Genomic DNA, 24,316 nt, shown 5'->3' on the forward strand with positions numbered 1-24,316 from the left:
CCGCCGCGGAAAGGGGTCAAAATTGGACGCCGATGAAGGGTCAAATTTGCAAGCCGATTGACACTTTACACTTCTGGATCTGAAATGCGGGTCAGCATCCTCACGTGCGGTCCCGCCCGTTTGAAGACCGGCTCCCAAAACGCATAGGCGTTCTCGACGAAACTCGCGGTTACGGAGAACTTCGTGAGCGCCGCCCGATATGCGGCCTGGCGCCCGCAGCCCTGTCCCTCGACAAGGTGCCAGATGAACTGAGCGACCTGGCGCGTGTACGTGCTCGGACGACCTCGGTGGTTGGGTACGATCTCAAGTCGCTTGGTCCCGGTGTCACGCGTCTCCGGTTCGGTGATATTGGCAAGCCAAATGAAGATTGATGGATCAATGCTCGCGGGATAGCCGTCGCGCTTGAGCTGCTGATTGATGATAGAGAACGCGCTGGCGGCTTCCCTGAAGCACTCGCTCAGGATGAAGTTCGCCTGGTTCTCCAGCTTGCCGCTCCGAAGATCGTCGAGCAATCTGACCGCCTCGTCGGTGAGCCGCCGCATATATCGCGGTTGCGACTGTCCCGCGCTGTCGGCTGGTTCCTTCTGCATGATTAATTCGGCCGCATCCGCGCGAAACCCCGTTGCGGCTTCTTTGAGAACGGTCAAAAAATTGCTTTCAAGTCCGGAAGCGACGACGGTTTTCGACGCCGCTTCGCCTCCCACCCGCGTCTCTACGAGGCCGTTTGCATGGTCCAAGGCAGCATTCAGGCTGGCTTTGATGTTTTCAGAAGCTCTGTCTTGAGAGTCTTCGGCAACCTTCACCATCATCTCGGTGGTAGTGTCGGAATCTAGGAGTTCGTCCTTGCGCGGCGCCGCCGCATTCCGAGATTCAAGCACCGCAACGGGACTCGGAGCCGTCGCTTGCCTTGCAAGAATTGTTTGATCAGACGTATTCGGGCCTGAGTGCTCCGATCGCAGATTGGAAGCAGCAATCCCGCGGGGCAGCACAAACAGGCCATCGTCAACGGCTCGGCTCGCCGCCGCGGTAAGCTCCACGAGCGAGCGTCGCGCGCAGCGCGTCTGCCTAGTACGCGGCTTTTTCGTTTCTTGCGTGTGGTTCATGATCTGACGACCCCTCGACAAGCTTCTTCAAGATCCAGCGCCACAGCTCACGAACTTCCTCCGAGGCTCTTCCCTCTTGTGCAAACTCCGTCACGCCTAATCCTGCCCCAAGCGCGTCCTGATGGTCATTGCGCTGTCCGACATAGGGAAGCGCGAGCACCCCGAGCGAATTGAGCGACGTCGCGGCTTCACTCACGCGGCAGCCCCGCGGTGGCGTCTGAGCGAGGACGAAAGCAAATCGGCGGTTGAGCCTACGAATAGCAATCAGCGTCGGTATCGCAGCTTCGATGTCGGCGGGACTCGGACGCACCGGGATCAGGCAAAGATCGGCCCTCGCGATGGCGCGCATGGCCAGTGCATTGTTCGTGGCGGCGGTATCGATAACCGTAAGCCAGATCCCCTCGGCTTCAAGGCTGACGAGCGCCCGTTCTATTTCGGCCGAATCAGCGACCCGAACGACCCGGGGATCGGGATGGCGGCGCCGCTCTTTCCATTTTGAAATCGTGCCTTGTGGATCCGCCTCGACAATTGCGACGCGCTCCCCGTTCCCCAACGCTGCGACTGCAATTCCGACCGCCAGCGTGCTCTTGCCGCTTCCGCCTTTTTGGGTGACCAGAGCAAGGACATACATCTTCTACGCGTCCCGGACGACAACGACATGAAACGCACGAGTCGTCGACATCGAGCCTACCCTTCCCGATGGTGGGTCGCATCAAGAGCGAACGTGGAAATCGCAGCCAAATCGAGGCCCAGCCATTAACGATATACCGCGCAATACGTCGGCCAAGGGCCGCGAGAATCACCACGACGTGGCTTTGTAAAATAGCCCATTATTCGGCCGTGTCACGGATCTTCGCGAAAGGATTGCTGAGCACCGTCGTACAAGCATGAAAGCAGAGCCTGCTCGCCTCTCTGGAATGGACACGGCAAGAAGCGGCTGTCGCAGTTGCAGCAAGATGCTGCCTCCTACCAGATTGGAGAGGTGATCTGCCTGCCAGCTCGAACTATCGAGCTAACCACAACTTGGGGACAAGCTACGCAATATTTTTCCGTGCTCAGCAGGAGGACTCTCGGATGAAGTGCAACAAGCAATTGTCGCTCGCGAGCATCATTGCGTTCGGGACGATCGCTTTTGGGAGCGGAAGTTTAGCTGCTGATTTGCCTGCGGCACCTGTCGTCAAAGCGCCGGCTCCCGTTTATCCTCTCTTCAGCTGGACTGGAGGTTACATCGGCGGCAGTGTAGGCTCGGGTTGGGGTACCAGCCAGACCGACCTCGCTGTGGGCAATACATTCATTGGCGCCCCCGTCAACCAGACCGTAAACCAGCTCATCGGCGGCACTGCCGATTTGAATGTGCCATTGCCGCAGGTGCAGCTGAACGGCTTCCTCGGCGGCGTACAAGCCGGTTACAATTTCCAGTCCGGTGTGATGGTCTACGGCGTGGAAAGCGATTTTTTATGGAGTGGTATCAAGGGGCGCACTGGCTGCTTTGTGGTCTTGAACTGCACGAACGACACCAAATGGATTGCCGATATCACCGGACGGGTCGGCGTCACGGTGGGCGACCGCGGCCTAGTCTACATCAAGGGCGGCGCAGCTTGGGCCGATTCCAGCATCGGCATCAACCAGTCCTTTGCCGTTACATCGAACTTGGGGGCTGGCTTTGCTGCTAACGGTGCTGCCGATGGCCGAGCGACCAAGAACATATTTGGCGGCACATTGGGTGCGGGCATCGAGTATGCCTTCCTGCCCGGCTGGTCAGCCAAAGTTGAGTATGACTACTTCGATTTCGGCAGGCAAGACGTAAAGCTGCCGGTTTCGGTAGTCGAGAACACGGCGATTGGTGATGAACCTAGTAACACCGAGAATATCCGTTCAGAAACTTCAGACCTCGCTGCAGGCGAAAGCTAAGGCTGAACCAGATTATCGATTCTACTCTCTTTGGGACAAAATCTGCAGACTGGATGTGCTGGAGGAAGCCTACAGGCGCTGCCGAGCAAACCGGGGGTCGCCGGGGGCGGATGGCATCACATTTGCTCAGATCGAAACCGAGGGACGCGAACGATGGCTGGAAAATGTCAGACAGGAGCTGACGGCGGGTGACTACCGACCGCAGCCCCTTCTGAGGGTATACGATCGGACGCTTCTATGGAAAGGGAGGTCAAGCCTTTCTTGGCACAAGACCTTCCAAGAAAGCCGTTCGACGATTGCTCAGACAGGTCCACGACCGCACGACACGTCAGTGGTATCCGGACTCACCGGAGAACACAGTCGCTGTCATCAACCGCTTCCTACGCGGCTGGTGCGGCTACTTCGACCAAGGTCCAGTGGTGGAAACTTACAACCTCATTCGGCAATACGTCGACCGTCGTCTGCGTCATTGGTTGGTCCAGCGCACCGGGGCACGTGGCCGGGGCTTCAACCGTTACTCGCAGGAATACCTGCATGAAACGCTTGGCCTCTACCGCCTCCCAAGAGCGCGTGCCGACGTGCCGAGAGCGAAGGCTTGATGGGTTGAGAGAAAGCCGGATGCGGGAAATCCGCACGTCCGGTTTGACGAGCGGCGACTGGAAACGGAGCCATGGTCCGAAATGAGCCACCGGCACTCAGCGAAAGCTGCCGGCCAACGGCAACTCCTCGGAACCTGTAGCCACCGCGTCAGTCGTCGACTCTACCGAGCTCGATGCGACCATCGGTCAGAAATCGTTCGAAGATGGCACGGCGCGAGACGGCATAGCGGATCGCCTCAGCCAGTTTTGATTTGCCGAAGATCCGACGCAAGGTCTGCTGCCAGAGATCGAAGAGATCTGCGACGATCGCCGCGGAGGCTTGCTGGCGCGCGGCAACGCGAGTGTCGGGGCTTTGACCGCGCATCGTTTTCTCGACCTGCCAGAACTTCGCCATCCGCTCGACCGTCGCCGTTGCCACTTCTGAGCTCCCTGCAACATGCAGCTCGTAGAACTTGCGTCTGCAGTGTGACCAGCAGCCAGCCTGTGATGCAATCATTGCCGCGATCGGATCGCGCGAGCTTGTTATAGGCGGCGTAGCCATCCACCTGCAGGATTCCGCGATAACCATTGAGATGGCGGACCGCGCATTCACCGGAGCGGCTGTCTTCGAAGCGATAAGCCACCATCGGGGGACCGTTGCGGCCAAACGTTCGATCATCCCTGGCATAGGCCCATAAATAGGCCGTCTTTGTCGATCCGGAGCCCGGAGCGAGCGTCTGCAAAGTGGTTTCGTCGGCAAAGACCCGTTCGGCCTTCTTGACCTCGCTGAAGATGTAGTCGGCCATGATCTCGAGCTCGAAGCCGAGCTTGCCCATCCATTGCGCCATCAACTGGCGGTCGAGCTCGACCTTGTCGCGGGCGTAGATAGCCTCCTGCCGGTAGAGCGGCAGGCCATCGGCATATTTGGCGACGGCGATCTGGGCCAGAAGCGCTTCCGTCGCCTGAGACGCCCGCCTTCTCAAGTCCCCGGCGCATCATCTCGACATCCGCAGCGGCGTATCGGTGGGTCGTGGCGACCTGAGCATGGCCAAGCCAAGCCTGAATCGTCAGGAGGTCCACGCCTGACCGGAGAAGCTTCATGGCGAGGGAATGCCGGAAGATGTGCGGCGATATCGGCTTGCCCTCCAAGCTTGGCCTCGTGGACCCGGCCTGGGAGGCGGCACGCCGCACGATGTGTGTCGCGCCGAAACGCGTCAGGCGCTCGTTGTGGACCCCGACGAAGATTGGCCGCGGTTCATGATGGGCGAGGCCGCGTTCGCTCAATAGGTTGGTCAGCGATCGCACCAAATCCTGAGGAATGGGAACGACGCGATCTCGGCGTCCCTTGCCATGAAGCAGCACCTGCGGGCGTCCTCGCTCCAACTGAAGGTCGTTCGCGTTGACGCCGGTCGCTTCGGACATGGAAGCCTGCGTCGGCGCACATCATTTGAGCCGCAAACTCGCATCGCTAGGTCACGATGCCAGGTTGATGCCGGCCAAATATGTCCGCCCTTATAGCAAAGGACCGAAGAACGACTTCAATGATGCCGAAGCGATTGCCGAAGCCGTGCAACGCCCGACGATGAAGTTCGTGGCGACCAAGACCGCGGAGCAACTGGATCTGCAGGCGCTGCATCGGGTGCGCGAGCGGCTGGTGTCGCAACGCACCGGCATCATCAACCAGATTCGCGCCTTCATGCTGGAACGCGGGATCGCGGTGCGCCAGGGTATCGGCTTCCTGCGCACAGAACTGCCCACCATCCTTGCCACGCGCACCGATGCCCTGTCGCCACGCATGTTGCGTGTCATCGAGGAGTTGGCAGGCGACTGGCGCCGGCTGGATCAGCGCATCGATAGCCTCTCCGGCGAGATCGAAGCACTGGCCCGTCAAGATCAGGCATGTTCGCGCCTGATGACGGTGCCTGGCATCGGGCCGATCATTTCGAGCGCCATGGTAGCCGCGATCGGCACTGGAGACGTCTTCTCCAAAGGCCGTGACTTCGGCGCCTGGCTCGGACTGGTGCCCAAGCAGATCTCGACGGGAGACCGCACGATCCTCGGCAAAATCTCAAGGCGCGGCAATCGCTACCTGCGCGTTCTGTTCGTGCAGGCGGCATGGGTGGTGCTGGTCAGGATCAAGAACTGGGAACGTTACGGACTCAGATCCTGGATCGAAGCCGCCAAGAAGCGATTGCACCACAACGTGCTAGCGATCGCACTCGCCAACAAGCTTGCCCGCATCGCCTGGGCGGTGCTGGCTAAAGGACGCGCCTTCGAGCTGACAAGGACCAACGATGCAGACGTCCAATCCGCTTGATCGTCGCGCCGTGCTCGGGGCGGTCAAGGCGCGGCCTGGCAACGCCGGAGCCAGCCGCAAGCAAAGCGCAACGGCCGGCCTTGACCGCCCGTGCGCGCGACGCGACGCACGTCCTGCGGGCCGGGACGAAGGAACGGCCCCCGGCTCGAACACAGGAACTGCGAGGTAGGAGGAGCAAGCGATGACGTAACCCCATCAACAGGTTCCAGCCAAGGTCTGCGAGAGGATGAGACGAGATGGAGGTTCGGTCTTCCCGGCGCATGCGAACACTGGTGACCCAAATGGCCCAATCGAGGCCTGTCCGCTAATGAGAACGCACGCGCGCTGATATCCATGATGGCCCGGAGAGAATGCTCCAATCAAAGGCCGGATACATTGATGCAAGACCACTCACCACCTGATCGACGAACCTCTTGCTACGCACGGCCGGACCATACATTGGGTCAGGAACGACAAAACTCAAGGTGAGCATAATCGGTCGGCTTTCGAGTGCATAGCGACCAGTTGAGCCCGACAGCCGAGCCATGATTCAAGCCACACAACGGAAGGGGCCGAATCATGCGCTACGAACTCACGGACTATGAGTGGTCCGTCATTAAGCCGATGTTGCCGAATAAGTCGCGCGGCGTGCCGCGGGTGAATGACCGTCGTGTCCTCAACGGCATCTTCTGGGTCTTGCGATCCGGAGCGCCATGGCGCGACCTGCCAGAAAACTTCGGTCCGTACACCACTTGCTACAATCGATTCGTTCGCTGGCGACGGGCCGGCGTGTGGGCCAAGCTCATGAGCGCACTGGCCGGCGCCCATGATGCTGCCGTGCAGATGATCGACACTTCCATTGTTCGCGTACATCAACATGGGGCCTGCATCACAAGAAACTGGCGTCAATCGATGGGAAGGTCACGCGGCGGTCTGACGAGCAAAATCCACGCGGTGGTCGACAGCAATGGTCTACCGGTACAACTTGCGTTGAGTCCTGGCGAGGCGCACGACGTTCGACTTGCCGGTAAACTGCTCTCTCGTTTGAGATCCGGATCAATGCTGCTCGCCGACCGCGGCTACGACGCTGACTGGATCAGGGAGCTTGCCATGAAAAAGGGCGCATGGGCCAATATCCCGCCGAAAAGCAATCGGACCGATCCGATCTGCTTCAGCCCGTATCTCTACCGCGCCCGCAACCGCGTCGAGCGGTTCTTCAACAGGATCAAACAATGCCGTCGGGTGGCGACGCGCTACGACAGGCTTGCTGGAAACTACCTTGCCTTCATCCAACTTGCATCTATCCGGCTATGGCTCGCCGCTCGTTATGAGTCCGCGCCCTAGTCACATGAATCTAAAGTTCGCCACATAAAGTCTGCTGGGCTTTGTGGCAAAAGCGTTTGACGGAAGCCAAGATCTGGTCTGCGGACTTGGTCCATTTGAAGGGCTTCGGGTTGTTGTTGTGCAATTCGATGAAGGTACGGATGTCGGCTTCGAGCTGCCTGACGGAGGTGTGAACACCTCGCCGGATCTGCTTTCTGGTGAGTTCAGCGAACCAGCGCTCGATCTGATTGATCCACGACGCGGAAGTCGGCGTGAAGTGGACATGATAGTGCGGCCGGCGAGCGAGCCACGCTTTAATCTTGGGGGTCTTGTGGGTAGCGTAGTTGTCCATGACGATATGGACAGCGAGCCCCTCAGGGATTTGAGCGTCGATCTCTTTGAGAAACTTCAAGAACTCGAGCGCCCGATGGCGCTTGTAGCATTTGCCAATGACGAAGCCGGAAGCGACATCGAGCGCGGCAAACAGCGTGGTCGTACCATGCCGCACATAGCTATGCGTGCGACGTTCCGGCACCCCAGGCATCATCGGCAAGACCGGCTGCTCGCGATCGAGTGCCTGGATCTGGCTTTTCTCATCGACACTGAGGACAACGGCTCGGTTAGGCGGCGACAGATAAAGCCCGACAATATCGCGCACCTTATCGACGAATAGCGGATCGCTCGATAGTTTAAATGTCTGGCTGCGGTGCGGCTGCAAGCCGAACGCCGTCCACATTCGGCGGATCGTGGTGTGAGAAAAGCCAGTATCCGCAGCCATCGAGCGGATCGACCAGTGCGTTGCGTCGGGCGGCGTCGTACGCAATGTCCGCTCGATTACCTCGGCAACCTGATCATCGTCGATGGTTCGAGGGCGGCCCGGGCGGGCTTCGTCAAGCAGGCCATCACAACGATCCTTCAAGAATCGGCGGCGCCACTTGCCGACGGTGTGTTCATGGATGCCAAGTTCGGCAGCCACAGACTTGCTTGGCAGACCATCTGCACACCGCAGGATCGCGCGGCATCGCTCAGATAGCGATCGGGCTACACGATGACGACGAACTTGCCTCTCCAAGTACGCCCGCTCCTGCGAACTCAGCACCAACGGCGCGATCGGCCGGCCTTTCACACCTGCATTCGCCACGAGCGCTCTCCTCTCTAGAGATCCGAGCGATCAACTAATGTCACGAACTTCCGTTCCAGATGACTAGTTCGTGAAATATCTCGTCGGTGGCCATCTCAACGAGAGGCTTCACGTTCCCAAGAGCGACAAACATCCTCAGGAGAAGAAAAACTCTTTGACGGTCGTGATCGTTGGGTAGTGCCTTTATAAGGAGGTCGCGAATGGCCTCGCGTGCATTTTGCAGATGCTCACCCCCGGCGTCACTCAGGTAGGTGCGGCCGAGCGGTCTCATCGCATCGTGAATCTTGAAACGATCGACACCGAAAATCTGGATTGTACCGCTTGTTCGCAATCGCCTGAATGCCGTGGCCGCGATCTCCGGCTCGAGGTCGAAGGCGCGCTTCAATACGACACTGGCTTCGGATTGAGTCAGTGGGACGTCGCTGAGACTGAGCGCCGCGACAGCGCGGCGCTCAGGGTCGTTAAATCTGTCGAAGACATCTGACAGAATAAGTTCTTGCGCAGTCTCGACAATATGGGTGCGGTCCTCAAGCGCCGCGCAGACTCGGGTGACCACCCCCTCGTAGCTTTCAGCCGCAATTTTCAGCGCATTCTGGACGTAGAGCGGCAGCCCACCAGTGATTTTCAACAAGCGCTCATAGTCTGAGAAATCCCCACGGCATCCGAGCGACGCTCCCTCGGCCGCGGCCGTCTCATTGGACCAGCCGAGAAGCAACTCCGCCTTCACGCCAAGCGTTGCCTCGATTCGGGCGATCGTTGCGCTGGGCTGGGCGAGAAGCACAAACTGCAGCTGATCGGAGGCCCCGACCAGCGAAACCAAATCCGCGGCTGCAATGCGATGCGCGTTATCCAACACCACAGTCGCGGTGAGTTTGTCCTCGGCTAGGTGGCGACCGATCGCAAACAGGATTTCGGTGCCGCTTGCGCCCGGTAACAAGATCTCGCCTAGCTTGCCGCCACGCGATCCGAAGATGCGAGCTGCAAGTTCGCGTGCGACGGCATTGGCCAGCGCAGGGCCGGATATCTCGGCAATATCGTAATATGCCAGACGGTCAGAAGTATGCAGAGCTGTCTGAGAAACCCAGGACGTCTTTCCTGCACCGGAGAGGCCGACGACGAGCCGCACGCGTTGGCCATTTGCCAGATTTGGTTCATGTTCCTGCGGACGATATCGAAGCGGCGGAGCAGGAAAATCTTGGAGTTGGACAACAAGCTGCTCGAAGAGTGCCGGTAATTCCTCAACCGTGAACGTGTGATTGGAGCTTGGCTCAATCCCACCCGCTGCTGCCATCATCCGGCCAGCGATTTTCCAGACGAGGGTTTCTGGAGCCAATACGGAAAAAGGAAGCGTTTCGGCAGCCGCTCGGCACGCCTCGAAACCATCCGCGATGGTCCTCCACGGCAAGGGAAGGGCTTCGTCTACCGCCGGTGATTGCGGCCAATGGAGCCTGGTGTCGGACGGCCATTCTTTACCTGTGATAAGCTTGGCAAATTCCGGCCCAGGCGCACTATTCGATACTATGACGAACTGGCATGAACCGCTCCGTCGACCTTCCTCGTGCTCCTGTCTAATAGCCGCGAACCTTGAGAGTGCGCCATCAATGTCGCTTAGAATAAGGTTAGATGCCCGAGTTTTGACTTGTAGGTAGATTCGTCTGTCAGGCTGGACGAGTTCGACGTCTTCATCATTCTCGACGATGACATGGGTCACACCGGCCCGGGCAGCATCAAACAGACACGCGGCGGCATAGAGGTGCTGATAGAGGAACCCGCGATGAACGGCTTCGATCCGGGCAAGTTGACGGGGATCAAGGTTGAACGTTTCCATATCTGGCGGTCTCGTTATGGCTCAATAAAAGCGTGCGATGGCCGCTCGCGTTCGGCGATGGGTATCCGCTCTGTCGCACCTGTCGTTGAACTGCATCATGCCTTCAATTTCTCCTGGATTAGGCGCGTCGCAGCATTCGCGGGATGTGGACACGGTGAAAACCGTGGGTCTGCACTTGTCGGCGAAGTTTGGGGGTGTCATTGACGCCGAACGCAACCGCCGCCTTCAAGGGGCTGGCAAAGGTTGCGTAGAAGGTCCAGCGAGCGTCTTTCGGCAGAGGCGCGTTCTGCCGACGGTCGGTGATGACGACGTCGCGCGGGTCTTTGGTATTGCGGAAGGCACCCGGGCACCCCAACCTTCGCGCTCCTGCCGTTCCAGGATGTCGCGCCCGATCGTCCAGTAGAGCGTCACTAGCTCGCGGTTGATCGACAAGCTGGCTCGGTGGCGTGCCGCCGCGATCTTCTGCTTCAGATCCCCGACGAACGCCGTGTAGCTTTGCGCGTCCACTTCGCCAGCGGAACCGAGCGCATCGCTGCGGCGAGGGGGCTTTCGCGGCCGCGAGCTCATGCGGCCTCTTTCAGTCGCTTCTTCGCCAGCATGGCGCGCACGAATTTGTCCCATTTCGCCATGCCAGCGCGTTTCTCGATCATATAGTGCCAGCGGTCGTAGTGCTTGGAGCTGACATCCTGTAGCGCGTGGTTCTGGAGGCGATCGCGGATTTCCTTCGACACGCCTGCCTTGCCGGCGAGCGTCTTGAACGTGCGCCGGAGATCGCGGTTTGTCGCATATGGAATCACGCCGCGATCTCGCTGCCGCCAAACAAAGCTATAAAGAGTGCCGTGGCTGACAGGCTTCGAGGGGTCCTTGGCGGAGGGGAAGAACCAGCCATACTCGTTCGGCTTGATCTTTTCGATCAGCTCGGCGGCAAGCAATGGCACTGGGACAGCGTGCGGCTGGAGGTTCTTGGTCTTCGACCAGTCGATGATTCGCTCACTGGCGTCCCATTGATTGACATGAAACCGCGCGATCTCCTCGACGCGCTGCCCTGTCAGCATGATGAGTTGCACCGCGCGGGGATAGGAGGGGTGGACCGGCGTGTCGGGGCTCTCCAGCCAGCGATAGAGTTGCACAAACTCGTCTTCGTCAAGCCAGCGCGTGCCCTGGATCTTAGGCTCGGTAGGAATGCCGGTTGCCGGATTGAAAGGGAGTCGAAAGCGTCTGGAAGACTGCTGCCGATAGTCGTTGTCAGACTTCATGCCCCAGCTAAAGGCGGCATGGAGATAGGAGCGCACATGGTCGGCCATTGATTTGGCACCGCGCTCGTAGATCGGGCGGATCAGCTCGATGATTTCCTCGGCCTCGATCTCGCGAGCGAGGCGGTTGCGTCCGAGCGTGTCGGCGATCTTGTTAAGGCCTTTTTCCGTTTCCTTCCAGGACGGCTTGCTCGCATCCTTGAGCGCGGCGACATAGCCTTCGAACAGATCAGCGACGGTGCCGGGGCGCGTGTCGGTAGCGATCTTGATGCTGCGACCCTTCTGGATGACGTCGGCGAAGTCGCGTTTGAATATTTCGCGTGCCTGGGCGAGCGATATGGAGGGATAAGCCCCGAGCTTCTTCTTGGTCCGCTTCCCATCGCGCCATTGCTGCGCCATCCAGTCGGCGGTGACGCGCTTCGGCATGGGCTTGAGGACAAGCACGAGGCGGCCGGTGCCGCGCCCTTCACCGTCGGCGAGATTTTCCTGTTTCTGACTTAGCTCCACCCGCTTCAACGCATGTCGGATCGCGGTGTCGGTCAGGCTTGGCATGGCGTTTCCTCCTGTGCCGCAACTGGGATCGGTCGAGGAGAAACGGGGATCGTTTGCTGGGATCGGAAAGCCGCTTTCAACCCCTCTTACCGCTCCCAATTTGCCATAGCCGCCCCCTGTGTGCAATGAAGAAAAAATCGGATATATCGTTGATGATTCATCGGTATTGAACGTGATCCAACGTGATCATAGGGTGGGTAGTGGGGTGGTTGTGCACCAGGATCAGCGCGGTCGCGGACAGCTCCAGCGCGCGCTTGATCACCTCGCGCGGATAGACCGGGGTGTGGTCGACGGTGCCGGTCTGCTGCACCTCGTCGGCGATGAGCTGGTTGCGCTTGTCGAGGAAGAGCAGGCGAAACTGTTCCTTGTCCGCGAAGGCCATGCTGGTGCGGCAATAGGCGATTACCTCGTTCCAGGACGACAGTGCGTTGCGGCTGTTGACCTCGCCCTTGGCGACGCGGTGCGCTGCCGCCGCGATCAGCTTGAGCTGGTTGATTGCAGCCTCGCCGACCCCGTCGACCTCGCGCAGCCGCGCCATCGGCGCATGCACGACCTCCGCGAACGAGCCGAAGGTCTTGATCAGCGTCTTCGCCAGCGGCTTGGTGTCGCGCCGCGGCAGCGCCGGAAACAGCGCCATCTCCAACAGCTCGTAATCGCTCAGCGCATCCGCGCCCGCGCTGTAGAAGCGCTCGCGCAGCCGCTCGCGATGGCCGTGATAGTGCGGCGTGTTCTCAAGGCTGCTCTTGTCGTGGTCTGGTTTGGCGGGCATCGGTCGCCAGCATTGCCGGGGAACCGCGATTTTGCAACCGTCAATTGCGCCAGCAAATTCGGGTCATGCAGGATCGGCTTGCCGCAACATCACCCGATCTGCTTCTCGCCGTGCCGCTCCGACAGCGTAAAAATCTCGACACCGGTCGCGGTCACACCGACCGAATGCTCGAACTGCGCCGACAGCGAGCGGTCGCGGGTCACCGCGGTCCAGCCGTCGGAGAGGATCTTCACGTGCGGCTTGCCGAGATTGATCATCGGCTCGATGGTGAAGAACATGCCGGGCTTGAGCTGCACGCCCTCGCCGGGACGGCCGATATGGATAATGTTCGGCTCGTCGTGGAACATGCGCCCGAGGCCATGGCCGCAGAAATCGCGCACGACGCTCATGCCCTGCGGCTCGACGAAGCTCTGGATGGCGTGGCCGATGTCGCCGGTGGTGGCGCCGGGCTTCACGGCGGCGATGCCGCGCATCATCGCTTCATAGGTGACTTCGATCAGCCGCTCGGCCTTGCGCGCGATCGGGCCGACCGCATACATCCGGCTGGAATCGCCATACCAGCCGTCGACGATGAGGGTGACGTCGATGTTGACGATGTCGCCTTCCTTCAGCGGACGGTCGCCGGGCATGCCGTGGCAGACCACGTGGTTGAGCGAGGTGCAGGTCGAGTAGCGGTAGCCGCGATACATCAACGTCGCCGGATAGGCGCCGTTGCTGAAGGCGAAGTCGCGGACGAATTCGTCGATCGTCGAGGTCGGCACGCCTGGCGCGACGATGTCGGTGAGCTCGTCGAGGCACTTCGCCACCAGCGCGCCGGCCTTGCGCATGCCGGCAAAGGCGGCCGGCCCATGCAGCTTGATCTGTCCGGTCTTGCGCAGGGAGGTATCGGTGGCTTCGACGTAGCTCATGCGGGAACTGTCTTCCGGGCTCGGTCTAGTGGCAATATCGGCGGAAAGGCTTGATTTCAGGCTCTAATCTAATGATTGCGGGCCTTCATGCAAGCCGAGCGTACTCTGTGCGCCCGAAAGCCGGCCTAATTCGGGACTTCTACGGTGGTTTCGACCGGCAGGGCGCCGCCGCGGATGCGGATTTCGCGGACCGGGTAGGGAACCCGGATGCCCTCCTGCTTGAAGGCGTCCCACAGCGCCAGCATCACGTCGCTTTTGACGGTGTCCATGCCGTCGGGGTCGGCGAGCCACAGGGTCAACGAGAACTTCATCCCTGCCTCCGCAAACTCGGTCAGAATGCAGTTCGGCGGCTTGCCCTTCTGGGCGCGGGGGTGGGCGGCGGCGGTCTCGGCGGCGAGCTTGCAGACCAGCCTGGGGTCGGCGTCGTAATTGGTGCCGAAGGCGATCTTCACCAGCGTGTTCTTGTCGGTATAGGTCCAGTTGACGACCTTCTGCGTCACCAGATCCTCGTTCGGTACCAGGAATTCGCGCCCGTCGCCGGCTGCGACGGAAATATAGCGCGTCTTCATCGCGCTGATGCGTCCGGTGTTGTCGCCGATGGTGACGAGGTCGCCGGGCTTCACCGATTTGTCTGCGAGCAGAATGATGCCGGAGATGAAGTTGGCGACGATCTTCTGCAGGCCGATACCGATGCCGACGCCGACCGCGCCGGAGAACACCGCGAGCGCCGACAGATCGATACCCACGGCGCCGAGCGCAATGACGATTGCGACGGCAAGAAGCCCGATGCGGATGATCTTCACCAGCAGCACCTGCACCGACGGCGTCAGGTCTGTGGTCGCGTTGATCCGGCTCTCGGCGAAATTGCTCGCGATATTGGTCAGCCAGAGCGCGATCAGCAGCAGCGCGCCGGCCTTGATCGCCAACAGCGGGGTCAGCCTGAGGCCGCCGAGCACGATGGCGAAGGAATCGAGCAGCTCCACCGTCGTTTCCAGCTGCCCGATGATGGAAAGCGCGGCGACGAACCAGGCCGTGATCGACACCAGCTTGACGATGAACGCGTTGCGCAGGACCGACGTCACCAGCCGGATCACGAGCCAGGCCAGCCCCATCTTGGCAGCGACCATCAGGAGATAGCTGCGGCTCGGCCAGGTCGCGTGGTACATCACCACGCGCGAGACGATCACGAGCAGCGTGAACACCGCCGTCGAGGCGCTCGCGACCATCACCCGGGCGAAGTGCCGGAGCGGCAGCGGCCAGCGCATCGCCAGTGACGTCATGTCGACCCGGCTGCGAATGCCGGCCTCAGCGGCATAGGCGATGCCGGCCGCGGCCAGGATGAGGCCGAATTGCAGGTAGAACCAGGGTGACGAGATTTCCGCCCCGACGCTGCGTGCAGTAGTCTGCACGAACTCCATGAAGTCTTTGAGGTCCATGTCCATCGGTCTCGTCGGGAAGCAGGCGGGCGCAAATGATTCGAGGGAGCCGCAGAATCCCACAAAGGGTGCGGCCGAGCCATCGATACACCGTGAAGTGAAGCGCGTTAAGGCCGCAAAATGCGGGCACATTGCCGCGAGCGGGAGAAAATGGGTTGGCGCAGGAGAGTGCCGACGATAAGGATGGATATTCCAGCGATTTGTACCCGGAAGGTGGATGGCCTCTCTCGATTCCGTCAGTCTCGCCATATTGCTCGGCGCCGTCCTCGTCATGGCCGGCATTCTCTCCAGCCTGCTGGCGCTGCGCTTCGGCGCGCCGCTGCTGCTCGTCTTCCTTGTCATCGGCATGCTCGCCGGCGATTCCGGTCCCGGCCAGCTCCAGTTCGACGACGTCCGCACCACCTATCTGGTCGGATCGGTCGCACTCGCCTTAATCCTGTTCGACGGCGGCCTCAGGACACGCTTTGCCAGCATCCGCACCGTGCTCGCGCCTTCCGTGGTGCTGGCGACGATCGGCGTGCTCCTGACCGCCTTGATCACGGCGCCGTTCGCGAAATACGCGCTCGATCTCAACTGGTCGGAATCGCTGCTGGTCGGCGCCGTGGTGGCCTCGACCGACGCCGCCGCGGTGTTCCTGCTGGTGCACACCCAGGGCTTGCGCCTGCGCCCGCGTGTCGGCGCGACGCTCGAGGCGGAATCCGGCACCAACGACCCCTTCGCGATCTTCCTCACGCTTATGCTGGTGGAATACATCTCGCTGGGAACGAGCTCACCCGGCCATGTGCTGGTGGAGTTCATCCAGGAAGCGGTGCTGGGCGCCGTCGTCGGCGTCATCGGCGGACGCCTCGTCGTCATCGCGCTCAACCAGGTGGCGCTGCCCCAGGGTCTGCATGCGCCGTTCGTGACCACGGCTGCGCTCGTGATCTTCGGCGGCTCGCAGATCATGCACGCCTCCGGCTTCCTCGCGGTCTATCTCGCCGGCATCATCATCGGTAACCGGCCGACGCGCGCGCATAATTCCGTGGTGGCCTTCCTGGACGCGGCGACCTGGCTGGCGCAGATCGTGATGTTCGTGCTGCTCGGCCTCCTGGTCTCACCAAATCGGCTCGGTGCCAGCATCTTGCCGGCGATCGCCGTCGCGCTGGTGCTAATGCTGATTGCGCGGCCAATCGCCGTCTTAGCGTGCCTGGGCCCGTTCCGCTTCAACTGGCGCGAAAAGATCTTCATCGCCTGGACCGGCCTGCGTGGCGCGGTCGCGATCTTCCTGGCCTCGATCCCGATGCTGGTCGGCCTGCCCAAGGCCTATCTCTATTTCGACGTCGCCTTCGTCGTCGTCATCATCTCGCTGCTGCTGCAGGGATGGACGCTGGCGCCTGCTGCGCGCAAGCTCCACGTGGCGCTGCCGCGCGCCGAGCGCGGCCCGCGCCGCGTCGAGCTCGATCTGCCCGGCCAGCTCGAGCAGCAGCTGGTCGGCTATCCGGTGCGGCCGAAGAGCCTGTATTTCCGCCGTGGCCTGATCCCGTCGTGGTCGAAGCCGACGCTGGTGATCCGCAACGAGAACATCCTGACGCCGATGGAGGCCGATCCGATCGCGCCCGGCGACTACATCTACCTGCTGGCGCCGCCGGAGAAGGCCGAGGCGCTCGACCGCTTCTTCGTCGACATGCAGCCGAGCTCGGCGCCCGATCCGCATCTGCTCGGCGACTTCATGGTCTCCGGCGAGCACACGCTCGCCGAACTCGCCGAGATCTACGGCGTGAAGGTCGGCGAGGACGACGGCAAGCTGACCCTGGCCGATTATTTCGACGTCCATCTCGACCACGCGCCGAAAGAGGGCGCCGAGCTGCCGCTGGACGAGATCGTGCTGGTCGCACGCAGCATCTCCGGCGGCCGCGTCAACGTCGTCGGCCTGCGCCTGCCCGAAGAAGACGAAACGCCCGCGCCGCTGACGCGGGCGCAAACGCTGCGGCGCAAGCTTGCGGATTTGTGGGCGTCGGTGGCGGGAGTTTAGGCGCGCCTCGCAGCCGGACGGGTATCCCGGATGGATCGAAGCGTAATCCGGGATGCTTCTCCCGTGGCACCGTCCCGGATTGCGCTTCGCTCCATCCGGGCTACGAAACTCCCCCGTTACGCCAGCACCTTCACCCCGCCGAGACTTGTCACCCGGCCCTGCTTCAGCATCACGATCTGCGTCGCGAGCTGGCGCAACTCGGCGACGTCGTGGCTGACATAAACCATCGGCACGTTGGCTTCATCGCGCAGCCGCGTCAGATACGGCAGGATCTCGAGCTTGCGGCCCTCGTCGAGCGCGCCGAGCGGCTCGTCGAGCAGCAGCAGGCGCGGCCGCGACAACAGCGCGCGGCCGAGCGCGACGCGCTGGCGCTCGCCGCCCGAGAGTTTTCCGGGGCGGCGATCCTGCAGGGCGCCGATGTCGAGCAGGTCGATGATGCGCCTGTGCTGCGCGTGATCCGGGTCAAGGCCGTTCATCCGCCGTCCGTAATCGAGGTTCTGCGCGACGCTCAGATGCGGAAACAGTCGGGCATCCTGGAAGACATAGCCGATGCGACGGCGATAAGTCGGCACGTGGAGGCCGGCGGCGGTGTCGTCGACGGTTTCGCCATCGATCACGATGGTGCCGCGATCGGGCCGCAGCAGCCCTGCGATCATGTTGACCAGCGAGGTCTTGCCGGCGCCCGATGCGCCGAACAGGCCGATGACGCGGCCGTCGCTGGTGAAGGACGCGGAGAGCGAAAACTCACCCAGCCGTTTCTCGACATCGACGCGCAGCATGGTCAATTCCCGTGCAGCCGCGCGGTGGCGCGGCGGGCGAACCATTCGGCCGCGATCAGCGCGCCGAGCGCGAGCACGACCGAGACGATGACGAGCCGGCCGGCGGCGGCATCGCCGTCAGGCGTCTGGATCAGCGAATAGATCGCGGACGAGATCGTCTGGGTCTCGCCGGGAATGTTGGAGACGAAGGTAATGGTGGCGCCGAACTCGCCGATCGCCTTGGCAAAGCCGAGCACCATGCCGGCGAGCACGCCGGGCAGTGCTAAGGGCAGCGTCACCGTGAAGAACACCTTCCATGGCGCTGCGCCGAGCGTCTCGGCGGCCTGCTCGAGCCGGCGGTCGATCGCCTCGATCGACAGCCGCATCGGCCGCACCAGCAGCGGAAACGCCATCACGCCACAGGCGAGTGCCGCGCCGGTCCAGCGGAACGAGAAGACGATGCCGAGATAGTCGGCGAGAAATCCGCCAACGAGGCCTTTGCGGCCGAAGGTCAGAAGCAGGAGATAGCCGGTGACGACGGGCGGCAACACCAGCGGCAGATGCACCAGCGCATCGAGCAGCGACTTGCCCCAGAAATCACGCCGCGCGAGCAACCAGGCCAGCGCAATGCCGAACGGCGTTGCCACCAGCGTTGCGATGATGGCGACCCTGAGCGAGAGCAGAATCGCCGTCCATTCGGCGGGAGAGATGTCGAGCATCAAGCGACGAGGATCAGGTGCTGGGGCTCACCAGGAATTTGAAGCCGTATTTTTCCAGAATGGTCTTGGCGGCCGACGAGCGCAGGAAGGCGAGATAATCGCTGGTCTCGCTCTTCGCGGTCGTGGTCGCCGCGACCGGATAGATGATCGAGGGATGCGAATCCGCCGGGAAGCTGCCGACGATCTTCACGCCGGGCTCGACCTTGGCGTCGGTCGCATAGACGATGCCGAGCGCCGCCTCGCCGCGGGCGACCAGCGTCAGCGCGGCGCGCACGCTCTCGGCCATGGCGAATTTCGGCTCGGCCGCCTGCCATGCACCGAGCTTCTCCAGCGCCGCCTTGGCATATTTGCCGACTGGAACGGACTTGACGTCACCAGTCGCGATCCTGCCGTCGCCGGCGAGCTTGGCGAGGTCGAAGCCCTGCGCGATTCTGACGTTGTCGATCCTGGAATCCTTCGGCGCGATCAGCACGATGCTGTTGCCGAGCAAATTGACTCTGGAAGGCTCGTTGATGGTTTTCTTGGAGACTGCGTAGTCCATCCAGTCGGTGTCGGCGGAGACGAACACATCGGCCGGTGCGCCCTGCTCGATCTGCTTGGCCAGCGCCGAGCTCGCGGCGTAGCTCGCGGTGATCTTGACTCCGGTCCTGGCGGTGTAGGCGGCATCGATCTCGTCGAGCGCGTTCTTCATCGAGGCGGCGGCGAACACGGTGATGGTCTTGTCTTGCGCGCTGGCAGGCGAAAAACTCGCGCCGGCGAGGATGAGGAAGGCGGCGAAAAGTCCGGCAATACGAATCATGGGATAGCGCTCCGTGCGAGCCCGCGCGTGCAAATGCACGCGCAAATCTGGCGTTGGATTCAAGTCAGGTTGCGACGGGCGGAAGCGCTGTCCGCGTGTCCCGGCAACGGCTTACGGCCGGCGGGGATATCGCACCTGCGAAGATAGCAGGCTGGGCCGCCAGGTCAAAGGCGGCTGTTTGGCCTATTGCGCCGGCAGGATCTCAATCGAGAGCGAGTTCTCCTTGGCGCCGCTGACCTGCAGCACGAAGGGCTGTCCCGACAGCTCGTATTTGATGGTCTTGCGGATGCCGGCGCAATCGGTCGCGCCGCTGAAGGCCACCGGTTTGAGGAAATGCCCGTCCTGCACCACGTCGACCCAGGCGCCGGCCGACAGGCTGACCGTGTACAGCCCGGCCTTCGGCGCCTTGATGCTGGTGAAGCCGGCAAAGGTGCCGTCCTTCGGCGCCCGCTCCGGCGGCGTCGGCAGCCTGGCTTCACCTGGGACGACCAGCCCAAGCGTGATGGCGGATGACGGCAGGGCTGCCTGCTCGCTTCCCGATGCGAGCTTGGGGCGATCCGACGCCGTGAGCGCTGCGCGCTCGCGCTCGATGGACCATTTGAACTTGTCGCAGCCGCTGGGTTCGTCGGCAGCCAAGGCGGAGGTAGCGCCAAGCGAAAGTGCGGCAAGGAAAGTGAGGACGCGCATGTCAAATCTCATCGTCGGCCACGCGGGGATGCAGGCTTGCGGTGGGGTTGTTGAAGAACGGGATGCGCGTCCCGGAAGGCCGCGGGCTTACGGCACGGCGGCGGCACCATCCTAGCGTATTTCAGCGGCGCGAGCCAACCAACGAGCTCGTCATCCCGGGCGCTTCGCGCCTGGGGATGCTTATGGCTTCACATCGGCCGCATGCAGCACCGCCTTGCAGGCCGCCGGCATCTCGGCCAGCGTCATCGGTGGCTTCGGCTTCGGCGGCTCCGGCGGGGGCTTCGGGTGCAGCACGGCGTCCGAGAACCAATAGGCGAGATCGGACGGCTTGCAGCCTTCGTCCTCGGATTGCGACGGCTGGCCCTCGCATTCCCCGGCGCCCGCCGGGCAATGCATGCGGATGTGGAAGTGATAATCGTGGCCCCACCACGGGCGGATCTTCGACAGCCAGGCGCGGTCGCCCTTGGCCTCGCGGCACAGCGCTTTCTTGATCGCCGCGTTGACGAAGATGCGCTGCACGGCGGGCTCACGCGCCGCATCGCGCAGCACCAGCACATGGCCCGGCGTGAACACCTTCGGATCGACGTCGAGCCGGTCGGGTCGCACCATCATCACCGCGCTCATCTCCTCGCGCTCCTCGCGTGAGAGCCGGTGGTCCGGCATCGGCGTCAGCCAGATGTCGGCATCGAGGCCGATCTGGTGGCTGGCATGGCCCGACAGCGCCGGCCCGCCGCGCGGCTGGGCGATGTCGCCGACCAGGATGCCGGGCCAGCCGGCATCCCTGTGCGCCTTGGCCGCGAGCCGCTTGATCAGCGCGATCATGTCGGGATGGCCGTAGCTGCGGTTGCGCGACAGCCGCATCACCTGCCAATTGTCGCCGTTCACGGGCATCTGCGCGGCGCCGCCGAGGCATCCCCTGGTGTAGGAGCCGACCACATGCGCCGGGCCCTTCGACGGCAGCAGTTTGCGCGCGAACAATTCTTTGGCGCCGAGACCGGGATCGTTGGGATTGGCGAGCGGGGGCAGAGCCTTCGGGGTGACGCTGCCTTTGTCCTGGGCCAGCGCGCTGCCGGCAGCCAGGAATGTCGCTAAAAGCAGGAGAGGGGCGAAGCGGTGGGGACTCATGCCCGAATCTTATAGCCCAACACCGCCTCAGGGTTAAGAATTAGGCTTGCCGTGCGGGTGCTGCCTCACCGCGGCTTTACAGTCGCGAGGCGCCGGCGACATCATGCCGTGGATGCAGAGGCTTTTTGAGTATGACATTTTTTCCGACGCAGGCCGCGCGGCGGGTCGCTCTGGCTGCATGTGTGCTGGCGGGACTTTGCATGTCGCCGGCGCGTGCCGACCTCCGGGTCGACATCGACAAATCATCGCAGCGCATGTCGGTGCGCGTCGACGGCGCGCCGCGCTTCAACTGGCCGGTGTCGACCGGCCGCCGCGGTTACGGCACGCCGAGCGGCACCTTCCATCCGCAGGCGATGATGCGGCGTCATTTCTCGCGAAAATACTACAATTCGCCGATGCCGCACGCGATCTTCTTCCACCACGGCTTTGCCATCCACGGCACCACGGACATCTCCCGCCTCGGCGGGCCGGCTTCCCATGGCTGTGTCAGGCTGCATCCCGCGCATGCGGCGACCCTGTTCGCGCTGGTCCAGCGCGAGGGTGTGCGCAACACCACGATCCGCATTTCCAATTGAGTCATTCGGAAATCGCATCCTGCCGGCCGATTCTTAACGCCGCGATAACCCTGTGCCGCATTGCCCAAAATTGGTGCGCGACATGGGGAATGGAAGCGCTCCGCATGCAATCGCGCGCGCTGCGCGGAAAGGAATCAAGCCTGCGCGCAATTCTGCGCCAGATCGATGCTCCACCGCGGCGTCGGAATGAGCCGGTGGCCTTCGTCCACGTACCCGCGCCTCGCAAACGGGCAGCAAGGGGGCGACCTGGCGCGGGCTGCAGCCAAGCAGGATTACTGTTTTTTCAGACACTTGCCCCAAAGCTTGCGGCCGCCGGGCGCGACTGGGACGAGTGAATTTGAGTTTGGGGTCTCGAAAGACAGGAAAGCGAAAGCGTAACGTGCTTGCCCGCGCCGGCCGACAGCCGCGCAAGCCGCGGTTCGCACGCGCGCCGCATCCGCCAGGCGACCGCGATGAACTTCTGCGCAGCCGCGCCGAGGCGGAGGCCGCGATTGCCGAAGCGCGCAAATCCCATGAGCGCCTGCGCCAGGCCATCGACATCCTGCCGCAGGGCATCGTGTTTCTCGATGCCGACGGCCGCTATGTTCTCTGGAACAAGGAATACGCCGAGATCTACAGCAAGACCGCCGATCTGTTCGAGGAGGGCGCACGCCTCGAAGACACGCTCCGCATCGGCGTCGCCCGCGGTGATTATCCCGAAGCCATCGGCAACGAGGACGAATGGATCGCCGAGCGGCTGCAAAAGCTCTACCAGCCCGGCGCCCGTCACGAGCAGAAGCTGGCCGACGGCCGCGTCATCCTGATCGACGAGCGGCTGACCGAGGATGGCGGCGTCGTCGGCCTGCGCGTCGACATCACCGAGCTGAAGCAGCGCGAGGCCTCGTTCCGCCTGCTGTTCGACGGCAATCCCGTTCCCATGATCGTCTGCGCGCTGGACGACCAGCGCATCCTCGGTGTCAACGATGCCGCGATCGCGCATTACGGCTATGGCCGCGCCGAGTTCGAGAAGCTGACGATCCGCAGCCTCCAGGCCTTCGACAGCGAGCCGCCCTGGGCCGCCGGCTCCGCCGGCGAGGAGCAGGCGGGACGCACCTGGAAGCACGTGAAGGCCGACGGCGTGCTGATCGACCTTGCGATCTATTCGCGCGAATTGACCTATGCCGAGCAGCCCGCGGTGCTGCTCGCGCTGATGGACATCACCGAGCGCAAGCGCGCCGAGGCGCGGCTGGCCTTCATGGCCCAGCACGATGCCCTGACCGGCCTGCCCAACCGCAATCTGCTGCGCCAGCAGATGGACGAGATGCTGCTGCATACGCGGCGCAGCACCGACAAGGTCGCGTTGCTGATCCTCGGTCTCGACAATTTCAAGTCGGTCAACGACACGCTGGGACACGCCGTCGGCGACAAGCTGCTGCGCGGCGTCGCCAAGCGGCTGCGCTCGACCTTGCGCGAGGAAGACGCGCTGGCGCGGCTCAATTCCGACGAGTTCGCGGTTCTGCAGAACGGGCTGACGCGCCCCGAGGACGCGGTGATGCTGGCCAAGCGGCTGCTCGAAGCCATCGCCGATCCCTATCTGCTCGACGGCCATTCCGTGGTGATCGGCGCTTCGATCGGCATCGCCATGGCGCCGGGCGATGGCGACGAGTCCGAGAAGCTGCTCAAGAGCGCCGGCATGGCGCTGTCGCGCGCCAAAGCGGACGCGCGCGGCAGCTTCGCCTTCTTCGAGGCGGCGCTGGATGCGAAAGCGCAGAGCCGCCGCAAGATCGAGGTCGAGCTGCGCGATGCGATCCAGAACGACGTGCTGCGGCCCTATTACCAGCCGCTGATCGACCTCCAGAGCGGCCGCATCACCGGCTTCGAGGCGCTGGTACGCTGGCCGCATGCCGAGCGCGGCATGGTCTCGCCGGCCGAATTCATTCCGGTCGCCGAGGACACCGGCCTGATCAATCCGCTCGGCGGGCTGATGCTGCGGCGGGCGTGCATGGACGCTGCCGCCTGGCCGGACGACGTCCGCGTCGCCGTCAATCTCTCGCCGCTCCAGTTCCGCAGCGGCAATCTGCTCTCGATGGTCACAGACGCGCTGAAACATTCCGGCCTGCCGCCGCGGCGCCTCGAACTCGAGATCACCGAGACGCTGCTGCTCGAGAAGAGCGCCCAGGTGCTGGCCACGCTGCATGCGCTGCGCGCGCTCGGCGTGCGTATCTCCATGGACGATTTCGGCACCGGCTATTCCAGCCTCAGCTATTTGCGCAGCTTCCCGTTCGACAAGATCAAGATCGACCAGTCCTTCGTGCGCGATCTCGGTGCCAACCGCGAGGCGCAGGCGATCATCCGCTCCATCGTCAGCCTCGGCAAGGGTCTCGGCGTCACCATCACGGCCGAAGGCGTCGAGACCGAAGCCGAGCTCAGCTGCCTCCGCACCGAAGGCTGCGACGAAGGCCAGGGCTTCCTGTTCAGCAAGGCCCGGCCGAATGCGGAGATCGTCGCGCTGTTGGCGGCGCAGCGCGGCATCGACGGCGAAGACACTGCGCTGGTGGCGTGAGC

At 62.6% G+C, this 24,316-nt stretch carries 20 protein-coding genes and 3 pseudogenes; 7 read left to right on the forward strand and 16 right to left on the reverse strand.

Annotated features, from left to right (window positions below):
• Positions 1–65: 65 nt before the first annotated feature.
• Both LPJ38_RS07730 and LPJ38_RS07735 read right to left on the reverse strand, forming a co-directional pair.
• Positions 66–1,103, reverse strand: coding sequence for a hypothetical protein (locus tag LPJ38_RS07730; RefSeq protein ID WP_011090917.1), 1,038 nt, complete (start codon positions 1,101–1,103; stop codon positions 66–68).
• Positions 1,066–1,734 (reverse strand): nucleotide-binding protein, encoded by a 669-nt coding sequence (locus LPJ38_RS07735; RefSeq protein ID WP_011090916.1) that lies wholly within the window; start codon positions 1,732–1,734, stop codon positions 1,066–1,068. The genes LPJ38_RS07730 and LPJ38_RS07735 overlap by 38 nt, the downstream gene beginning before the upstream one ends.
• 443 nt (positions 1,735–2,177) lie before the next feature.
• On the opposite strand from LPJ38_RS07735, the gene LPJ38_RS07740 reads away from it, so the two are divergent.
• Together LPJ38_RS07740 and LPJ38_RS07745 are read left to right on the forward strand one after the other, a co-directional pair.
• Positions 2,178–3,014 (forward strand): outer membrane protein, encoded by an 837-nt coding sequence (locus LPJ38_RS07740; protein ID WP_011090915.1) that lies wholly within the window; start codon positions 2,178–2,180, stop codon positions 3,012–3,014.
• 296 nt (positions 3,015–3,310) lie between these two features.
• Entirely contained in the window at positions 3,311–3,613 is a 303-nt protein-coding gene (locus LPJ38_RS07745; protein ID WP_231088588.1) for a group II intron maturase-specific domain-containing protein, read from the forward strand.
• Between the two features lie 166 nt (positions 3,614–3,779).
• Here the strand turns inward: LPJ38_RS07745 and tnpC are convergent.
• Together tnpC and LPJ38_RS07755 are read right to left on the reverse strand one after the other, a co-directional pair.
• Positions 3,780–4,551 (reverse strand): annotated as a pseudogene (tnpC, locus tag LPJ38_RS07750) (IS66 family transposase); the annotation flags it as partial.
• Between the two features lie 103 nt (positions 4,552–4,654).
• Positions 4,655–5,014, reverse strand: a pseudogene (locus LPJ38_RS07755) (tyrosine-type recombinase/integrase); the annotation flags it as partial.
• Here LPJ38_RS07755 and LPJ38_RS07760 point away from each other — a divergent pair.
• Together LPJ38_RS07760 and LPJ38_RS07765 are read left to right on the forward strand one after the other, a co-directional pair.
• Positions 5,007–5,909: pseudogene (locus tag LPJ38_RS07760) on the forward strand (IS110-like element ISBj4 family transposase); the annotation flags it as partial. The pseudogenes LPJ38_RS07755 and LPJ38_RS07760 sit on opposite strands and share 8 nt — an antisense overlap.
• Positions 5,910–6,467: 558 nt before the next feature.
• Positions 6,468–7,232 carry an IS5 family transposase gene (locus LPJ38_RS07765; protein WP_014498598.1) on the forward strand — a complete coding sequence of 255 codons (765 nt, stop codon included), beginning with the start codon at positions 6,468–6,470 and terminating at the stop codon, positions 7,230–7,232.
• Between the two features lie 10 nt (positions 7,233–7,242).
• Here the strand turns inward: LPJ38_RS07765 and LPJ38_RS07770 are convergent, their stop codons facing one another.
• The 7 genes from LPJ38_RS07770 to LPJ38_RS07800 all read right to left on the reverse strand — a co-directional run bounded on the left by LPJ38_RS07770 (position 7,243) and on the right by LPJ38_RS07800 (position 15,104).
• On the reverse strand, positions 7,243–8,352 hold the full coding sequence (locus LPJ38_RS07770; protein ID WP_011085265.1) for an IS630-like element ISBj5 family transposase: 1,110 nt from the start codon (positions 8,350–8,352) through the stop codon (positions 7,243–7,245).
• Between the two features lie 40 nt (positions 8,353–8,392).
• The gene (locus LPJ38_RS07775; protein ID WP_014498597.1) at positions 8,393–10,180 is read right to left on the reverse strand and encodes an ATP-binding protein; all 1,788 of its coding nucleotides are present in this window, start codon (positions 10,178–10,180) and stop codon (positions 8,393–8,395) included.
• 225 nt (positions 10,181–10,405) lie between these two features.
• On the reverse strand, positions 10,406–10,801 hold the full coding sequence (locus LPJ38_RS07780; protein WP_347342121.1) for a DUF1016 N-terminal domain-containing protein: 396 nt from the start codon (positions 10,799–10,801) through the stop codon (positions 10,406–10,408).
• A complete protein-coding gene (locus LPJ38_RS07785; RefSeq protein ID WP_011090895.1) occupies positions 10,744–11,985 on the reverse strand; it encodes a tyrosine-type recombinase/integrase in 1,242 nt (413 codons plus the stop codon). The genes LPJ38_RS07780 and LPJ38_RS07785 overlap by 58 nt, the downstream gene beginning before the upstream one ends.
• Before the next feature lie 157 nt (positions 11,986–12,142).
• Positions 12,143–12,754, reverse strand: coding sequence for a JAB domain-containing protein (locus LPJ38_RS07790; RefSeq protein WP_145641974.1), 612 nt, complete (start codon positions 12,752–12,754; stop codon positions 12,143–12,145).
• A gap of 89 nt (positions 12,755–12,843) precedes the next feature.
• Entirely contained in the window at positions 12,844–13,662 is an 819-nt protein-coding gene (gene map / locus LPJ38_RS07795; RefSeq protein ID WP_145641972.1) for a type I methionyl aminopeptidase, read from the reverse strand.
• A 125-nt stretch (positions 13,663–13,787) separates the two neighbouring features.
• Positions 13,788–15,104 (reverse strand): mechanosensitive ion channel family protein, encoded by a 1,317-nt coding sequence (locus LPJ38_RS07800; protein ID WP_061850122.1) that lies wholly within the window; start codon positions 15,102–15,104, stop codon positions 13,788–13,790.
• Positions 15,105–15,315: 211 nt separating this feature from the next.
• Between LPJ38_RS07800 and LPJ38_RS07805 the strand changes: the two genes are divergently transcribed.
• Entirely contained in the window at positions 15,316–17,109 is a 1,794-nt protein-coding gene (locus tag LPJ38_RS07805) for a potassium/proton antiporter (RefSeq protein ID WP_145641968.1), read from the forward strand.
• Between the two features lie 116 nt (positions 17,110–17,225).
• On the opposite strand, the gene modC is transcribed toward LPJ38_RS07805, so the two are convergent.
• The 5 genes from modC to mepA form a co-directional block, all read right to left on the reverse strand.
• Positions 17,226–17,888 carry a molybdenum ABC transporter ATP-binding protein gene (gene modC / locus LPJ38_RS07810; RefSeq protein WP_145641966.1) on the reverse strand — a complete coding sequence of 221 codons (663 nt, stop codon included), beginning with the start codon at positions 17,886–17,888 and terminating at the stop codon, positions 17,226–17,228.
• Positions 17,889–17,890: 2 nt separating this feature from the next.
• On the reverse strand, positions 17,891–18,586 hold the full coding sequence (modB, locus tag LPJ38_RS07815) for a molybdate ABC transporter permease subunit (protein WP_145641990.1): 696 nt from the start codon (positions 18,584–18,586) through the stop codon (positions 17,891–17,893).
• A gap of 13 nt (positions 18,587–18,599) precedes the next feature.
• Entirely contained in the window at positions 18,600–19,385 is a 786-nt protein-coding gene (gene modA, locus LPJ38_RS07820; protein ID WP_145641964.1) for a molybdate ABC transporter substrate-binding protein, read from the reverse strand.
• A gap of 183 nt (positions 19,386–19,568) precedes the next feature.
• Positions 19,569–20,072: a hypothetical protein gene (locus tag LPJ38_RS07825; RefSeq protein WP_167520763.1), complete on the reverse strand. Its 504-nt coding sequence runs from the start codon at positions 20,070–20,072 to the stop codon at positions 19,569–19,571.
• 180 nt (positions 20,073–20,252) lie between these two features.
• On the reverse strand, positions 20,253–21,197 hold the full coding sequence (mepA, locus tag LPJ38_RS07830) for a penicillin-insensitive murein endopeptidase (protein ID WP_145641960.1): 945 nt from the start codon (positions 21,195–21,197) through the stop codon (positions 20,253–20,255).
• 131 nt (positions 21,198–21,328) lie between these two features.
• Between mepA and LPJ38_RS07835 the strand changes: the two genes are divergently transcribed.
• On the forward strand, positions 21,329–21,772 hold the full coding sequence (locus tag LPJ38_RS07835; RefSeq protein ID WP_145641958.1) for a L,D-transpeptidase: 444 nt from the start codon (positions 21,329–21,331) through the stop codon (positions 21,770–21,772).
• Between the two features lie 379 nt (positions 21,773–22,151).
• Entirely contained in the window at positions 22,152–24,314 is a 2,163-nt protein-coding gene (locus LPJ38_RS07840; protein WP_145641956.1) for a putative bifunctional diguanylate cyclase/phosphodiesterase, read from the forward strand.
• The last annotated feature ends 2 nt before the right edge of the window (positions 24,315–24,316 follow it).

It is taken from the genome of Bradyrhizobium daqingense (assembly GCF_021044685.1).
Classification (GTDB): Bacteria; Pseudomonadota; Alphaproteobacteria; order Rhizobiales; family Xanthobacteraceae; genus Bradyrhizobium; species Bradyrhizobium daqingense.

What these genes read in the sequence shown, in the direction of transcription:
- LPJ38_RS07835 (WP_145641958.1), top strand. Translation starts at nt 21,329, where the DNA reads ATGACATTTTTTCCGACGCAGGCCGCGCGGCGGGTCGCTCTGGCTGCA.
- LPJ38_RS07765 (WP_014498598.1), top strand. Translation starts at nt 6,468, where the DNA reads ATGCGCTACGAACTCACGGACTATGAGTGGTCCGTCATTAAGCCGATG.
- modC (WP_145641966.1), bottom strand. Translation starts at nt 17,888, where the DNA reads ATGCTGCGCGTCGATGTCGAGAAACGGCTGGGTGAGTTTTCGCTCTCC.
- map (WP_145641972.1), bottom strand. Translation starts at nt 13,662, where the DNA reads ATGAGCTACGTCGAAGCCACCGATACCTCCCTGCGCAAGACCGGACAG.
- LPJ38_RS07780 (WP_347342121.1), bottom strand. Translation starts at nt 10,801, where the DNA reads ATGGGACAAATTCGTGCGCGCCATGCTGGCGAAGAAGCGACTGAAAGA.
- LPJ38_RS07790 (WP_145641974.1), bottom strand. Translation starts at nt 12,754, where the DNA reads ATGCCCGCCAAACCAGACCACGACAAGAGCAGCCTTGAGAACACGCCG.
- LPJ38_RS07740 (WP_011090915.1), top strand. Translation starts at nt 2,178, where the DNA reads ATGAAGTGCAACAAGCAATTGTCGCTCGCGAGCATCATTGCGTTCGGG.
- LPJ38_RS07825 (WP_167520763.1), bottom strand. Translation starts at nt 20,072, where the DNA reads ATGCGCGTCCTCACTTTCCTTGCCGCACTTTCGCTTGGCGCTACCTCC.
- LPJ38_RS07735 (WP_011090916.1), bottom strand. Translation starts at nt 1,734, where the DNA reads ATGTATGTCCTTGCTCTGGTCACCCAAAAAGGCGGAAGCGGCAAGAGC.
- LPJ38_RS07775 (WP_014498597.1), bottom strand. Translation starts at nt 10,180, where the DNA reads ATGGAAACGTTCAACCTTGATCCCCGTCAACTTGCCCGGATCGAAGCC.
- LPJ38_RS07805 (WP_145641968.1), top strand. Translation starts at nt 15,316, where the DNA reads ATGGCCTCTCTCGATTCCGTCAGTCTCGCCATATTGCTCGGCGCCGTC.
- modA (WP_145641964.1), bottom strand. Translation starts at nt 19,385, where the DNA reads ATGATTCGTATTGCCGGACTTTTCGCCGCCTTCCTCATCCTCGCCGGC.
- LPJ38_RS07785 (WP_011090895.1), bottom strand. Translation starts at nt 11,985, where the DNA reads ATGCCAAGCCTGACCGACACCGCGATCCGACATGCGTTGAAGCGGGTG.
- LPJ38_RS07800 (WP_061850122.1), bottom strand. Translation starts at nt 15,104, where the DNA reads ATGGACATGGACCTCAAAGACTTCATGGAGTTCGTGCAGACTACTGCA.
- modB (WP_145641990.1), bottom strand. Translation starts at nt 18,586, where the DNA reads ATGCTCGACATCTCTCCCGCCGAATGGACGGCGATTCTGCTCTCGCTC.
- LPJ38_RS07730 (WP_011090917.1), bottom strand. Translation starts at nt 1,103, where the DNA reads ATGAACCACACGCAAGAAACGAAAAAGCCGCGTACTAGGCAGACGCGC.
- mepA (WP_145641960.1), bottom strand. Translation starts at nt 21,197, where the DNA reads ATGAGTCCCCACCGCTTCGCCCCTCTCCTGCTTTTAGCGACATTCCTG.